At 70.4% G+C, this 14,716-nt stretch carries 14 protein-coding genes; 11 read left to right on the forward strand and 3 right to left on the reverse strand.

Translation table 11 applies throughout. The features are described from left to right. Nucleotides 1-78 precede the first annotated feature (78 nt). A complete protein-coding gene (locus tag Q8W67_RS18695; RefSeq protein WP_305548410.1) occupies nucleotides 79-1,323 on the forward strand; it encodes an ABC transporter substrate-binding protein in 1,245 nt (414 codons plus the stop codon). A 149-nt stretch (nucleotides 1,324-1,472) separates the two neighbouring features. Here the strand turns inward: Q8W67_RS18695 and Q8W67_RS18700 are convergent, their stop codons facing one another. Both Q8W67_RS18700 and Q8W67_RS18705 read right to left on the reverse strand, forming a co-directional pair. After that, nucleotides 1,473-2,636 carry an iron-containing alcohol dehydrogenase gene (locus tag Q8W67_RS18700; RefSeq protein ID WP_305548413.1) on the reverse strand — a complete coding sequence of 388 codons (1,164 nt, stop codon included), beginning with the start codon at nucleotides 2,634-2,636 and terminating at the stop codon, nucleotides 1,473-1,475. Nucleotides 2,637-2,688: 52 nt separating this feature from the next. Continuing rightward, the gene (locus Q8W67_RS18705; RefSeq protein ID WP_305548415.1) at nucleotides 2,689-3,636 is read right to left on the reverse strand and encodes a LysR family transcriptional regulator; all 948 of its coding nucleotides are present in this window, start codon (nucleotides 3,634-3,636) and stop codon (nucleotides 2,689-2,691) included. 127 nt (nucleotides 3,637-3,763) lie between these two features. Here Q8W67_RS18705 and Q8W67_RS18710 point away from each other — a divergent pair, with 127 nt between their 5' ends. The 9 genes from Q8W67_RS18710 to Q8W67_RS18750 all read left to right on the forward strand — a co-directional run bounded on the left by Q8W67_RS18710 (nucleotide 3,764) and on the right by Q8W67_RS18750 (nucleotide 13,140). After that, nucleotides 3,764-5,260: a CoA-acylating methylmalonate-semialdehyde dehydrogenase gene (locus Q8W67_RS18710; RefSeq protein ID WP_305548417.1), complete on the forward strand. Its 1,497-nt coding sequence runs from the start codon at nucleotides 3,764-3,766 to the stop codon at nucleotides 5,258-5,260. 67 nt (nucleotides 5,261-5,327) lie between these two features. Next, nucleotides 5,328-6,473: an isobutyryl-CoA dehydrogenase gene (locus tag Q8W67_RS18715; RefSeq protein ID WP_305548419.1), complete on the forward strand. Its 1,146-nt coding sequence runs from the start codon at nucleotides 5,328-5,330 to the stop codon at nucleotides 6,471-6,473. Continuing rightward, nucleotides 6,470-7,531, forward strand: coding sequence for an enoyl-CoA hydratase/isomerase family protein (locus Q8W67_RS18720; protein WP_305548421.1), 1,062 nt, complete (start codon nucleotides 6,470-6,472; stop codon nucleotides 7,529-7,531). Before Q8W67_RS18715 ends, Q8W67_RS18720 begins: the two co-directional genes overlap by 4 nt. Before the next feature lie 88 nt (nucleotides 7,532-7,619). Next, nucleotides 7,620-7,982: a hypothetical protein gene (locus Q8W67_RS18725; protein ID WP_305548424.1), complete on the forward strand. Its 363-nt coding sequence runs from the start codon at nucleotides 7,620-7,622 to the stop codon at nucleotides 7,980-7,982. Between the two features lie 16 nt (nucleotides 7,983-7,998). Continuing rightward, the gene (locus Q8W67_RS18730) at nucleotides 7,999-8,523 is read left to right on the forward strand and encodes a hypothetical protein (protein WP_305548426.1); all 525 of its coding nucleotides are present in this window, start codon (nucleotides 7,999-8,001) and stop codon (nucleotides 8,521-8,523) included. Between the two features lie 57 nt (nucleotides 8,524-8,580). After that, nucleotides 8,581-9,474 (forward strand): 3-hydroxyisobutyrate dehydrogenase, encoded by an 894-nt coding sequence (gene mmsB / locus Q8W67_RS18735; RefSeq protein WP_305548496.1) that lies wholly within the window; start codon nucleotides 8,581-8,583, stop codon nucleotides 9,472-9,474. Continuing rightward, nucleotides 9,471-10,250, forward strand: a complete 780-nt coding sequence (locus Q8W67_RS18740) for an enoyl-CoA hydratase (RefSeq protein WP_305548428.1) — start codon at nucleotides 9,471-9,473, stop codon at nucleotides 10,248-10,250. Before mmsB ends, Q8W67_RS18740 begins: the two co-directional genes overlap by 4 nt. Before the next feature lie 213 nt (nucleotides 10,251-10,463). Then, nucleotides 10,464-12,197, forward strand: coding sequence for an AMP-binding protein (locus Q8W67_RS18745; RefSeq protein WP_305548430.1), 1,734 nt, complete (start codon nucleotides 10,464-10,466; stop codon nucleotides 12,195-12,197). 310 nt (nucleotides 12,198-12,507) lie between these two features. After that, on the forward strand, nucleotides 12,508-13,140 hold the full coding sequence (locus Q8W67_RS18750) for a transglutaminase-like cysteine peptidase (protein WP_305548432.1): 633 nt from the start codon (nucleotides 12,508-12,510) through the stop codon (nucleotides 13,138-13,140). 289 nt (nucleotides 13,141-13,429) lie between these two features. On the opposite strand, the gene Q8W67_RS18755 is transcribed toward Q8W67_RS18750, so the two are convergent. Next, nucleotides 13,430-13,708, reverse strand: coding sequence for a hypothetical protein (locus Q8W67_RS18755; RefSeq protein WP_305548434.1), 279 nt, complete (start codon nucleotides 13,706-13,708; stop codon nucleotides 13,430-13,432). A gap of 300 nt (nucleotides 13,709-14,008) precedes the next feature. Here Q8W67_RS18755 and Q8W67_RS18760 point away from each other — a divergent pair, with 300 nt between their 5' ends. Further along, a complete protein-coding gene (locus Q8W67_RS18760) occupies nucleotides 14,009-14,716 on the forward strand; it encodes a transglutaminase-like cysteine peptidase (protein WP_305548436.1) in 708 nt (235 codons plus the stop codon).

The raw sequence follows: 14,716 nt of genomic DNA on the forward strand, positions 1-14,716 counted from the left end.
GGTGCTGTCTTCACCCGTGCAATAGTGTGTTCCCCGATCCGCCTCAGAAGCGGACGCTCGGATCATCCAGGGGGAGACATGATCAGGACATTTGGCGGCGCGGTTCTTGCGACGGCCGTTGCGGCGGCGGCGCTCGGTTCCGGGCCGGCGGCCGCCCAGTCTGGGGCGGCCGGCGCCTTCTCGGGCAACGCGGTGCGCATCGGCGTGCTCAACGACCAGTCCGGGCTCTACGCGGAGTTCGGCGGCCAGGGCTCGGTAGAGGCCGCCCGGATGGCGGTTGAGGATTTCGGCGGCACGGTCGCGGGCATGCCGATCGAGATCCTCTCGGCAGACCACCAGAACAAGCCCGACATCGCCTCGGCGATCGCCCGGCAATGGTACGACCGCGACGGCGTCGACGCGATCATGGAGCTGACCACCTCCTCGGTGGCCCTCGCCGTCCAGGGCCTGTCCCGAGAGAAGAAGAAGATCACCATCACCACCGGGGCGGCCTCCAGCGACCTCACCGGCAAGGCCTGCACGCCCTACGGCTACCACTGGGCCTACGACACGCGGGCGCTGGCGGTCGGCACCGGCGGCGCGCTGACCCGGGCCGGCGGCGACACGTGGTTCTTCCTCACTGCCGACTACGCGTTCGGATCGGCGCTGGAGGCCGACACCAGCCGGGTCGTGACAGCCAACGGCGGCAAGGTCGTGGGCAGCGTGCGCCATCCGCTGTCGAACCAGGACTTCTCCTCGTTCCTGCTCCAGGCGCAGGGCTCGAAGGCGAAGGTGATCGGGCTCGCCAATGCCGGCCTCGACACCTCGAACTCGATCAAGCAGGCGGCCGAATACGGCATCGTCGAGGGCGGCCAGAAGCTCGCGGCCCTGCTGTTCACCCTCTCGGAGGTGCACGGGCTCGGCCTCAAGGTCGCGCAGGGACTGACCCTTACGGAGGGCTGGTACTGGGATGCCAACGACGAGACCCGCGCTTTCGGGCAGCGCTACATGAAGCGCACCGGCCGGATGCCGAACATGATCCAGGCCGGCACCTACTCGGCGGTGCTGTCCTACCTCAAGGCCGTCAAGGCCGCCGGCACCGACGAGACCGAGGCGGTCAACACCAAGCTCAAGGCGCTGCCGGTGGACGACGTGTTCGCCCATGGCGGCACGGTGCAGCCGAACGGCCGCATGGTGCACGACATGTACCTGTTCGAGGTGAAGAAGCCGGCCGAATCGAAGGGCCCGTGGGACCTCTATCGGCAACTGGCGACCATCCCCGGCAAGGAAGCCTACGCCACGCCGGCCGAGAGCGGTTGTCCGCTGACGGCGGCGGCGAAGTAGCTTTTCCCGACCGCGCGCCAAGCTCCTTCCCCCTCTTGGTCGCCGAAAGGGGGAGGGAGGGCGCGGGTCATTTCCGGACCGGGCTTCCCTACTAGCCAGGGACGATCCGTGAACCCGGCAGCCCGCAGAGAAGGGCGGGCGAGCCCGGCTCAGCTCGCCCAGACCCGCCGGTAGAGCGCCGCGATCTCGTCGGCGCTCGGCTCCATCGGGTTGTTGGCGGGGGAGCCCGAGGCCAGGGCCTGGGCCGCCATGGTGGGGATCAGCGCGTCCCAGCGGGCCGGGTCGATCCCGTATTCGCGGGGGCCCGGAACGTCCAGATCGTCGTTGAGGGCTTCGAGCTCCGCCACCAGGGCCGTGACCGCGGCCCGGTCGTCGGGCCCGGCACCGGCGATCCCCATGGCGCGGGCGCAGGCGGCGTAGCGCGCCACCGCGGCGGGGGCCGAGTAGGCGGTGACCACCGGCAGCAGCATCGCGTTCGAGAGTCCGTGCGCCACGTGGAAATGCGCGCCGATCGGCCGGCTCATGCCGTGCACGAGCGCCACCGAGGCGTTCGAGAACGCGATGCCGGCCTGGGTGGCGCCGAGCATCATCGCTTCGCGGGCCGCCCGGTCCCCGGGATCGGTCCAGACCCGGCGCAGGTTCGGAGCGATCAGGCGCATCGCCTGGAGCGCGAGCCCGTCCGAGAACACGTTGGATTTCCGGGACACGTAGGCTTCGATGGCGTGGGTCAGCGCGTCGATGCCGGTATCGGCGGTGAGCCGCTTGGGCTTCGTCAGGGTCAGCTCGTAATCGACCAGGGCCGCCACCGGCAGGTAGGCCAGTCCGATGCAGAGCATCTTCTCGTCGGAGGTCTCGTCGGTGACGATGGTGAAGCGGGTCGCCTCCGAGCCGGTGCCCGCCGTGGTGGGGATCGCCACGATCGGCAGGCCTGGCTCGTCCTGCTGGCGGGGCGCCTTGTAGTCGCGCATGTGGCCGCCGTGGCGGGCCAGGACGGCCACCGCCTTGGCGGTATCCATCGGGCTGCCGCCGCCGAAACCGACCACGCAGTCGAAATCCCCCGCCTTGAGCGCCGCCAGGGCCGCCTCCACGGAGGCCACGGTCGGGTCGGGCACGGTCTCGGAGAAGATCGTCGCCTGGGCGCCCGCGCGGGTCAGGCGTTCGAGCAGGGTCTCGGTCCGGCCGCTGCCGGCGAGATAGGGGTCGGTGACCACGAAGGGGCGCGAGAGGCCGAGCTGGCCGAGCACCTCCGGCAGGAGCCGCGAGGCACCTGCGCCGATGCGCATCAGCCGCGGCAGGGCGATCGAGGCGACCATGTCTGTATCCTCCACCCGGTGCCCATCCTGGCGTTCCGGAACCGGACCGATCTTACGGCGCCGCGCCGTGCCGCGAAACCGCCGCCGCTGACACGGACGGCCCGGCGAACAGCGCGCCCGCCGTCTCCACCTCCCCGACGATGAAGCTGGCCACCGCGCGGATATGGGCGGCCTTCCTGTGGTCCTCGTGGATGTGCATGTGGAACGAGCGCGTCAGCGAGATCGCCCCGGGCAGCACCGGCACCAGACCGGGATGGGCCGCCGCGATGAAGGCCGGCAGGATGCACAGGCCGGCGCCCCCCAGCGTCGCGTGGACCTGGGCGAGGAGGTTGGTCGAGCGCAGCCGGGAGGAGACCGCCGGGCCCAGGGCGCCGAGATAGTTCAGCTCGCGGGCGAACAGCATGTCCTCGATGTAGCCGACGAAGGGATGCGCCGGCAGATCCGATAGGTCGGCGATCGGCGTCGCCGCGGCGAGGTAGGTTTCGGCCCCGTAAACGAACAGCCGGTAGTCGGTGAGCCGGCGCGCGACCACCCGGGCCTGCTGCGGGCCGGACAGGCCGATGACGATGTCGGCCTCGCGCTTCGACAGGCTGAAGATCCGGGCGGTGGCCATGATCTCGACCTCCAGCCCCGGATGGCGCTCGGTCAGCCGGTGCATCCGCGAGGCCAGGAACACGCTGCCGAACCCGTCGGGCGCACCGATCCGTACCGTGCCGGACACCCCCTGGGCGCCCGCCTCGGTGGCGGCGCTGGCCGAGAGGAACGCGCTCTCCATAGCCTCGGCCACGCTGAGCAGGTTGGCCCCGTCCTCGGTCAGCGCGTAGCCGAGGTTGCTCCGGTGGAACAGGCGGGCGCCGAGCCCCTCCTCGAGCGCGCGGATCCGACGCCCGACAGTGGTGTGCTCGGTGCCGGTGCGGGAGGCGGCGGCGCTCAAGGTGCCGGTGCGCGCCACCGCGAGGAAGAAGCGCAGGTCATCCCAGTTGCGCGCCGCCCTGCCCATCCCCGCACTCCCATGATCGCAAACCCGCTGTGCATCGATGCACGACGGGTGTAAGCGCGTCCGGCTTTATCGTTCAAGCGATCCTGCTAGGCTGCGCCAAAATCCAATACGACACAGGGAGGCGCGCATGCGCACGATCGGGCACTTCATCGGCGGCCGTAACGTCAGCGGCGAGAGCGGGCGATTCGCCGACGTGTTCCACCCGTCCACGGGCGAGGTCCAGGCCAAGGTCGCGCTGGCCAGCAAGGCCGAGCTGCGTGCCGCGGTGGAGAACGCCAAGGCGGCCCAGCCGGCCTGGGCGGCGACCAACCCGCAGAAGCGCGCCCGGGTGATGATGCGCTTCCTCGAACTCATCCGCGGCGAGAACGACGCGCTGGCCGAGCTGCTCGCCTCCGAGCACGGCAAGACGGTCCCGGACGCCAAGGGCGACATCCAGCGCGGCGTCGAGGTGGTGGAGTTCGCCTGCGGCATCCCGCACCTGCTCAAGGGCGAGTACACGGAAGGGGCGGGCCCCGGCATCGACGTCTATTCCCTGCGCCAGCCTCTGGGCGTGGTCGCCGGCATCACGCCGTTCAACTTCCCGGCCATGATCCCGCTCTGGAAATGCGCCCCGGCCATCGCGTGCGGCAACGCCTTCATCCTGAAGCCGTCCGAGCGCGACCCGAGCGTGCCGATCCGCATCGCCGAGATCTTCCTGGAGGCCGGATTGCCGCCGGGCATCCTCAACGTCGTCAACGGCGACAAGGAATCCGTGGACGCGATCCTCGACGACGAGGACATCAAGGCGGTGGGCTTCGTCGGCTCCTCGCACATCGCCGAGTACATCTACGTGCGCGCCGCCGAGACGGGGAAGCGCGCCCAGTGCTTCGGCGGCGCCAAGAACCACATGATCATCATGCCCGACGCCGATATGGGTCAGGCGGTCGATGCGCTGATCGGTGCCGGCTACGGCTCGGCCGGCGAGCGCTGCATGGCGATCTCGGTGGCGGTGCCGGTGGGCGAGAAGACCGCCGACCGGCTGATGGAGCGGCTGATCCCGCGGGTCGAGTCGCTCAAGATCGGGCCCTCGCATGACGGCTCGGCCGATTACGGTCCGCTGGTCACCGCCGAGGCGGTGCAGAAGGTCGCGAGCTACATCGACAAGGGCGTGGCCGAGGGGGCCCAGCTCGCCGTGGACGGCCGCGGCTTCAAGCTCCAGGGCTACGAGAACGGCTTCTACATGGGCGGCTCGCTGTTCGACCGCGTGACGCCCGACATGACGATCTACAAGGAGGAGATCTTCGGCCCCGTCCTCTCCGTGGTGCGCGCCAAGGATTACGAGGAGGCGCTGGCGCTGCCCTCCACCCACCAGTACGGCAACGGGGTGGCGATCTTCACCCAGGACGGCGACGCGGCCCGGGATTTCACGGCCCGGGTGAATGTCGGCATGGTCGGCGTCAACGTGCCGATCCCTGTTCCGATCGCCTACCACACCTTCGGCGGCTGGAAGCGCTCGGGCTTCGGCGACCTGAACCAGCATGGGCCGGACTCGATCCGCTTCTACACCAAGACCAAGACCGTGACGCAGCGCTGGCCGAGCGGCATCAAGAGCGGGGCGGAGTTCTCCATCCCGACGATGCGGTAGCACTGCCTGACCCTCCCCCTCTGCGGGGGAGGGAAATGCGCCTGTCTTGACCTGCGGAGCTACGCCCATGCGTTTCGGGCTCGACGAGGACCGGACCGCGATCCGCGAGATGGCGCTCGGCTTCGCGGCCGAGCACATCGCGCCCCACGCACTCGACTGGGACCGGGACAAGACCTTCCCGGTCGGGACCCTGCGGGCGGCGGCTGCGCTCGGCATGGCCGGCATCTATGTGCGCGAGGATGTCGGCGGCTCGGGGCTCTCGCGCCTCGACGCGACGCTGATCTTCGAGGCGCTCAGCACCGGCTGCCCGACGGTGGCGGCGTTCCTGTCGATCCACAACATGTGCGCCTGGATGATCGACGCCTACGGCGACGATGACCAGCGCCGCCGCTGGCTCCCGTCCCTGATGGGCATGGACAGGATTGCCAGCTACTGCCTTACCGAGCCGGGCTCGGGCTCCGACGCCGCCGCGCTGCGCACCCGCGCCGAGCGGGACGGCGACCATTACGTGCTCGCCGGCGAGAAGCAGTTCATCTCGGGCGCGGGCGCCAGCGACCTCTACGTCTGCATGGTCCGCACCGGCGAGGCCGGCCCGGCGGGCATCACGGCGATCGTGGTCGAGAAGGGGACGCCCGGCCTCTCCTTCGGGGCCGACGAGCGCAAGATGGGCTGGAACGCCCAGCCGACCCGCGCCGTGCGCTTCGACGGCTGCCGGGTGCCGGTGGCCAACCGCCTGGGCGAAGAGGGTCAGGGCTTCCGGATCGCCATGAGTGGGCTCGACGGCGGGCGGCTCAACATCGCCGCCTGCTCGCTCGGCGGCGCGCAGGCGGCGCTCGACAAGGCGCTCGCCTATATGGGCGACCGGCGCGCCTTCGGGGCCCGGCTCACCGATTTCCAGGCGCTGCAGTTCCGGCTCGCCGATATGGCGACCGCGCTGGAGGTGTCGCGCACCTTCCTGCGCCACGCAGCCTCTGCGCTCGACGCTAGGGACCCGGCCGCGACGCAGCTCTGCGCCATGGCCAAGCGCCACGTGACGGATGCGGCCTTCGAGGTGGCGAACCAGGCGCTGCAACTCCACGGCGGCTACGGCTACCTTGCCGAGTACGGCGTCGAGAAGATCGTCCGGGACCTGCGCGTGCACCAGATCCTCGAAGGGACGAACGAGATCATGCGGGTCATCATCGCCCGCGGGCTCACCGGGGGGCGCCGATGACCGACGTGATCGTCGAGCGGGTCGGCGCCCTCGGGCGCCTGCGCCTCGACCGGCCGAAGGCCCTGAACGCGCTCACTCACGGCATGGTCGTGGCGATCGACGCGGCCCTCGACCGGTTCGCGGCCGATCCCGCCGTCGCCGCAATCCTGCTCACCGGCGAGGGCGAGCGCGGACTCTGCGCCGGCGGTGACCTGCGCTCCCTGTACGACAGCCCCGATACCGCCTTCGCCGAGACGTTCTGGCGGGACGAGTACAGGCTCGATTCCCGGATCGCCGCTTACGAGAAGCCCTTCGTGGCGGTGATGGACGGCATCACCATGGGGGGCGGCGTCGGCTTGGCGGGGCACGCGGCCCACCGGATCGTCACCGAGCGCTCGCGCATCGCCATGCCGGAGACCGGCATCGGCTACCTGCCGGATGTCGGCGGCACGTGGCTGTTGCCCCGGGCGCCCGGTGAGATCGGCACCTATCTCGGCCTGACCGGCGAGCCGGTTAGCGCCGCCGACGCAATTTTTTGCCGGCTTGCCGACGTGATGGTGCCGTCACAGGGGCTGCCCGGCCTGATCGAGGCGCTCGCGGCCCTCGCGCCGGATACCGGTGATGCGGGGGTGCGGGACGTGGTCGACCGGCTCGCGCAGGATCCGGGCCCGGCGCCCCTGGCGGCGCACCGGGCGGTGATCGACCGCTGCTTCGCCTTCGATATGGTGGACGAGATTCTGTCCGCCCTCGACGCGGACGGCTCGGATTTCGCGGCTGCGACGCGCAGGACGCTGCTGACCAAGGCCCCGTCGAGCCTCGTCCTGACCCTCTGCCTGCTGCGCCTCGGCCGCGGTGCGTCCAACCTGGAAGCCTGCCTGGAGCGCGAGTTCCACGCGTCTCTGGCGCTGCTGACGGAGGGCGATTTCCGCGAAGGCATCCGCGCCGCCGTGATCGACAAGGACAGGAGCCCGCGCTGGAACCCGCCGACCCTCGAGGCGGTCGATCCGGCCCGGATCGCCCGCTGGCTGGAGAAGCGGGCCGCGCCGGTCTTTTCGGAATCGCGCACCGGGCCGGTCTGACGCCCCGATCCGATGTGCGCGATGGCGCCACGCCCGGATCGATGATCCCCTCGACGAAGGCCGCGATCGACGCGGAAGGCCAGCCGCGATGCCGATGAAGACCGTTGCCCTGATCCTCGCGCTGCTTGTGCCGATGCCCGCCGCGGCCCAGCCCGCTGCCGGCGGATCGCCTGACGCCACGACGGTGCGGACCGAGACGTTCGCCCGACCGCCCTATTCGGGGGCGACCTACTACATCTACGAGCGTGCCGGCGCGGCCATCTGCACGAAGCTGTCGGTCTGCAACAAATTCGACGCGTGCGAGACGAAGTACGTCCGCGGCGCCTACAAGGACCCGGAGGATGTCGAGGCGGGCGAGCCTGCGCAGGCGACGCCGGCCGTCGCGATTCGACCCGGTTCACTGGCGAAACATCTGTGCCTGACCCGGTACGATCTCGCCGGTCATCCGTGACGGAGGTGCGCGATCCATGTGCCGTCCACTGGCCGTGCTCATGTTCCTGATCGCGGCATCGGCACCGGTGCACGCGGCGCCACCGGCGGCTGATCCGGACGCGTGTGCCGTCCTGGCCGGGCGCTTCGGCGCCGTGATCCCGATCCCGTTGCGGGCACGCGCGGGACCGATCCAGGCGCTTGCAAGCTGGGGGGATGGGGCACCCGCCGCCACCGGATGCGTCCTCGAGGGCCGGACCGCGGGCCTGAAGCAGGAGGCTCGTGCCTTTTCCACCACCCTCGACCGCATCCTGGCCGCCGCTGAAGGATGGCATCTCGATCCCGAGACGGACGCCGACGGTCCCGGCGGCGCCGTTCGGCATTTGACGCGCGGCGATCGGAGCCTCGCCATCAACCTCGAGGTGGATAGCCCGCCCGGGACATGCGGCGACGTCGTCTTCGCGGACTGCAAACTGCCCGGTAAAGGCTGGATCCGGTCGCTCAAGGCGGCCGTCTATCGCTCAGGCGGCGGCCGTGACGTGCAGCCGAAGGCGGCCCGGTAGGATCAAGAACGGGGCGCAGGACGGACGGTCCTGGCCCGGATGACAGGGAGGCGTATGATGGCACAGACCATCGGGTTCATCGGTCTCGGCAACATGGGCGGCCCGATGGCCGCGAACCTCGTGCGGGCGGGGCACGCCGTGCGCGGGTTCGATCTGGCGCCGGCCTCGCTGGAAGCCGCGCTGTCCGAGGGGATCGCCGTCGCGGGCTCCGCGCTCGAGGCGGCCGAGGGGGCGGATGTGGTGATCACCATGCTGCCGGCCGGGCGACACGTGGTCGAGGTCTGGACGCAGCTCGCCGAGGCGCTGCCCGCCGGCACATTGCTGATCGACTCCTCCACGGTGGATGTCGAGAGCGCCCGCAAGGCCCACGGCCTCGCCGAGGCGCGGGGCTGCCTGTCCGTCGACGCGCCGGTCTCCGGCGGGACCGGCGGGGCGAAGGCCGGGACGCTGACCTTCATGGCGGGCGGCATGGATGCCGCCTTCGCCCAGGCGGAGCCGCTTCTGAAGGCGATGGGCAAGAACGTGTTCCATTGCGGCGCGGCCGGTGCCGGGCAGGCGGCCAAGATCTGCAACAACATGATCCTCGGCATCTCGATGATCGGCGTCTGCGAGGCGTTCGCGCTGGGCGAGAAGCTCGGGCTGTCGCATCAGGCGCTCTACGACGTGGCCTCGGTCTCCTCGGGGCAGTGCTGGTCGCTGACCACCTACTGCCCGGTGCCGGGCCCGGTGCCGACCTCGCCGGCCAATTCCGGCTACAAGCCGGGCTTCGCCGCCGCGCTGATGCTCAAGGACCTCCGGCTTGCGCAGGCCGCATCCCTCGCCGCCGGTGCCGCGACGCCCCTCGGTGCGGAGGCCGCACAGATCTACGGTCTGTTCGAGGGCCTGGGCCACGGGGGAGAGGACTTTTCCGCGATCATCCGTATGCTCCGCGGGCAGGGAGGCGAGTCGTGACGGACGGGTACGAGACGATCCTGACGGAGACGCGCGGGCGGGTCCTGCTCATCACCCTCAATCGGCCCAAGGCGCTCAACGCGATCAACGCGCAGCTCACCGCCGAGGTGATCCGGGCGGCGACCGAGGCGGATGCCGACCCGAAGATCGGCTGTATCGTCGTCACCGGCTCGGCGAAGGCCTTCGCGGCCGGCGCCGACATCAAGGAGATGCAGCACGCGACCTACGCCGAGATGTATGCGGGCGACCGGTTCGCGGATTGGGACCGCTTCACGGCCGTGCGCACGCCGATCATCGCCGCGGTGGCGGGCTACGCGCTGGGCGGCGGCTGCGAGCTCGCCATGATGTGCGACATCATCCTGGCCGCCGACACGGCGCAGTTCGGCCAGCCCGAGATCAAGCTCGGGGTGATGCCGGGGATCGGCGGCAGCCAGCGGCTCACACGCTTCGTCGGCAAGGCGAAGGCCATGGAGATGTGCCTGACCGGCCGGATGATGGACGCCGCCGAGGCCGAGCGCGCCGGCCTCGTCTCGCGGGTGATTGCCGCGGACCAGCTCCTCGACGAGGCGCTCAAGGTCGCCGAGACCATCGCGTCCATGTCGCTGCCGATCGCCATGATGACCAAGGAGGCGGTCAACCGCGCCTATGAGACCACGCTTACCGAGGGCGTGCGCTTCGAGCGCCGGGTCTTCCACGCGATGTTCGCCACAAGGGACCAGAAGGAGGGCATGGCCGCCTTCGTCGAGAAGCGGCCGCCCCGGTTCGAGAATACGTGATTTTGAGTGTCCCTCCCCCCTCTGCGGGGGAGGGTGGCCCGCCAAGCGGGTCGGGAGAGGGGCAGCGCGACGCAGCAGAATATCACGCGCGTCGCGACCATTCCGGATATGGCGCTCCCCCCCCGACCCCTGCCGACGCAGGGGCTATCCTCCCCCGCAGAGGGGGGAGGGGAGACCCGAGCATACGAGATGACGAGGGGGGGGGGAACGACCATGCCGAGCTTCCGGGAGGCCCGAGATCTTCTGCTGGCCCACCGCACCGACTACGCCGCAGCCGTCTCGGCCTTCGCGTGGCCGGAGCCGGTGCCGTTCAACTGGGCGCTCGACTGGTTCGACGCGGACCTCGCCGGTCCCGGGAACCGCGACCGCACGGCGCTCCGGATCGTCGAGGCCGGCACCGGCGCCGAGCAGAGCTTCACCTTCGGGCAGCTCGCCGAGCGTTCCAACCGCGTCGCCAACCATCTGCGCCGGCTCGGCCTGAAGCGCGGCGACCACCTGCTGCTGCTGCTGGGCAACGTCCCGGCCCTGTGGGAGACCATGCTGGCGGCGATGAAGCTTGGCGCCGTGGTCATCCCGGCCACCACGCTGCTGACCGCCGACGAACTCGCCGATCGCCTCGCCCGCGGCCGGCCGCGGGCGATCGTGGCCGGGACGGAGCAGATCGGACGGTTCTCCGGCCTGGACACCGGCGGGGCGATCCGCCTCGTCACCGGGACGGCGACGGAGGGCTGGGACGCGTACGACGATGCGTTCGGCGCGCCCGAGACCTTCACGCCCGACGGACCGACCGCGGCGGAGGACCCGCTGCTCCTCTACTTCACCTCCGGCACCACCGCGAAGCCGAAGCTGGTGCGCCACAGCCACCGCTCCTACCCCGTGGGGGCGCTCTCGACCATGTACTGGCTGGGGCTCCAGCCCGGAGACGTGCATTGCAACGTCTCCTCGCCGGGCTGGGCCAAGCACGCCTGGTCGTCTTTCTTCGCGCCTTGGAACGCCGGCGCGACCATCCTGGTGATCAACCAGGCGCCGTTCAACGCGGCCGCCCTGCTGGCCCAGCTCGAGCGCACCGGCGCCACCACGCTCTGCGCGCCGCCGACCGTCTGGCGGATGATCATCCAGGAGGACCTGACCGGGCGGCGCTTGGCGCTGCGCGAGGTCTGCGCCGCCGGAGAGCCCCTGAACCCGGAGGTGATCGAGCGCGTGAAGAGCGCCTGGGACCTCACGATCCGCGACGGCTACGGCCAGACCGAGACCACGGCCCTGATGGCCAACACGCCGGGCCAGCCGGTGGTGCCGGGGGCCCTCGGACGGCCGCTACCCGGCTACCGGGTGCGGGTGCTCGACGTGGACGGCCAGCCGGCCCCCGAGGGCGAGGTCTGCCTGGAACTCGGGGCGCACCGGCCCGCCGGCCTGATGCAGGGCTACGACGACGGCCAGGGCAATCTCTCGGGGGCCGACGGCGCGCTCTACCACACCGGCGACGTGGCCTTCGTGGACGCGGAGGGCTGCTACACCTTCGTCGGCCGCGCCGACGACGTGTTCAAGTCCTCCGGCTACCGCATCAGCCCGTTCGAGCTGGAGAGCGTGCTGATCGAGCATCCGGCGGTGGCCGAGGCGGCGGTGGTCCCCGTGCCCGACCCGATGCGACACATGATCCCGAAGGCCTATGTCTCGCTGGTGGCGGGGGCATCCGCGGGTCCGGAGACGGCGCTCGACATCTTCCGCTTCACCAACGCCCGGCTCGCGACGTTCAAGCGCCTGCGCGGGCTCGAATTCGTCGCCGATCTGCCCAAGACCATCTCGGGCAAGATCCGCCGGGTTCAGCTGCGCCGCCTGGAGCACGAGGGCGTGACGGAGGATCCGCACCGGGGCCGGGCCTATACGCAGGCGGACTTTCCCGAGCTGAAGGCCGAGGCGGAGCGCAAGCTCGACCAGACCGCGGGGTGACGGGGCGGCCGATCCGGCATGCTGCCGTGCGCTCGCACCGTGGCAGATCGGCCCTGCCGGGATGGCGGCCGGCGCCGCCTCTTCGGGGCGGGCACTGCCTTCGTGAAGCGCCTCGAACCCGGACGAAACGGTCAAGGTTTCCGCTTCCCCAACCGGATGGCCCGGATTCGCCGGGGTTCTCGAGCCGCCCGTCGACGCTGTCACAATACCGCTGGCTCCCGTCCGCCAATCGATAAAATTGCTCCTATCGGCTTCAGCGCCGCGGAGGCTCTGCGGCGCAATCCTGTCCTCAACAAAGGGGACGGGTGCGATGGGCGCGGGGTTTCTCAGGACGGTTCGGGTAACGCTCGCCGGCGCGCTGGCGATGCTCGGCCTGGGGGGCGCGGCCGAGGCCCAGACCCTGGCGAGCCTCCGCACCGAGACCGGGGCGAAGGTCCTCGGCGATGCCCGTCCGATCGCGGCCTGGGTGACGTTCTGCCAGTCCTACGCGGCCGAATGCGCGGTGGACCGGACCGAGCCTGCGCGGATCACCCTGACGCCGGCGACCTGGGCGACGATCGTGTCGGTGAACCGGCGGGTGAACAAGACGGTCGAGCCGAAAACCGACATGGAGCATCTCCACGTGGCCGACCGGTGGGACCTGGCCGAGGACGGGATCGGCGATTGCGAGGACTTCCAGCTGCTCAAGCGCCACCTGCTGGCCGAGGCGGGCCTGCCCCGGCGGGCGATGCGCATGACCGTGGTGATCGACGAGAAGGGCGAGGGCCACGCGGTGCTGACCCTGGTCACCGACCGGGGCGACCTGATCCTGGACAACAAGACCAACGTCATCGAGGCTTGGCACAAGACCGGCTACGTGTTCATCAAGCGCGAGAGCCAGGACATCACCGCCTGGGTGTCGTTGGGCGGCGTCACCTCCCCGGTCACCACAGCGAACCGCTGACAAGGCGTTCGGGGCGCACGGGTTTGCGCGGCCGAGGCTCTCGGCCGTCTGCGGCACCCGCGCGGGGTCCCGCCCCGTTCGGGCACGTGTCATCGCACAGCGTGTCGTCGCACATCGCATTCAAGCGGGCCGCGGGCCGCGCGTCCTACGCTCTGAGCCGATGTGACGCGCCCTCTCCCGTCAAGCTAAAGGGGGCGCGCCTCGGCCTGCGGTGTGTGAGTTCAGCAGCGCGAATGGGCAGGGACTCGCATCGGCCCGCACGGGCCGGGCGCCGAGATTTGATTTCCGCTCAGGCCGCGCGGCTGAGCGACGGGTGCGCGAGGCTCGCAACGTAGGTCTCGACCCGGCCGATGAACCCGGCGAGATGCGGGGCGATGCCCCGGAGGCTGGCGAGGTCGCGGACCAGGATATCGCGGGACAAAGTGCGGTCGCCTTCGGTCGGCGAGCCGGCCAGATAGGCATCCACCGCGTGCTCGGCGATGCCGATGGCGCCTGCCCGCCCATCCTCGGCGAGCGCTCTGATCACCTGCTGGATGGCGGGCTGCATCGTGTCGTCCTTCCCTGACATCCGGACGGTCCCGCGACGGGCATGGCCGGGTTCTTGCTGCACGGTTGTCCCGCTCGCGAATCCGCGCGCGGGCGCCCCCTGTCTCAAGCCGGCAAAGCGGGTACGAATCAAGGTCTTCCGCAGGGTCGCAGGGCGGCCATTCCGCCAATGCATGCGGAGAGCTGCAGCTACGCGAATCCAACACCCTCTTAAAGCGGAACCGATAGGGTCCCTGCGGCGTTGTCTCCATCGTCTCGGCCCATTGTGCGCTTCGGTCCTCCGTGTCACCCTTCCGTCATCATCGGGCGGTGGGGCAGATCCATGCGGCATGCGGATGGTGGAATCCCCGGGCTTCCGTTCGGCGCGTTGCGCTGGCGCGGATGGACGGATCCGATACGCCGGGCGCGTCAGGCCGCGAGCCTCGCCCTGGTGGGCACGATCCTCATGCTGGGCGGCGCCAACACCCATGCCCATGCCCGCTTGGTCCTGCCCGACGGGGCACCGGTGGCCGAAGCCAACGTGCCGGTCCGGCCGATCAACGGCTGGACGGAATTCTGCGGACGGATGCCCCATGAATGCACGGTCGACGCCGCGGAGCCGGCCTCGATTTCCCTGACCGTGGCCGTCTGGCGGACGTTGCAGAGCGTCAACCGCCGGGTCAATGCCCGTATCAGGCCGATCACCGACCAGGCACATTGGGGCGTGGTCGACCGGTGGGATTTCCCCGATGACGGGTTCGGTGATTGCGAGGATTACCAGCTTCTGAAGCGGCGGATGCTGGTTGAGCGCGGTCTGCCGCGGCGGGCGCTGCTGATGACCGTCGTGATCGACGAGATCAACGAGGGCCATGCGGTGTTGACCGTCCGCACCGACCGGGGCGACTTCATCCTCGACAACAAGACCGACGCGATCCGCCCATGGCGGCGCACGGGCTACAGCTTCATCAAGCGCGCGGGCCAGGATGGGCCGGCCTGGGTCTCTCTTGAGGGTAAGGACGGCACCGCCCAGGTCGCGACTGCGGAGCCGTGA

Origin of the sequence: Methylobacterium sp. NEAU K, from assembly GCF_030700285.1 — a bacterium.
Classification (GTDB): Bacteria; Pseudomonadota; Alphaproteobacteria; order Rhizobiales; family Beijerinckiaceae; genus Methylobacterium.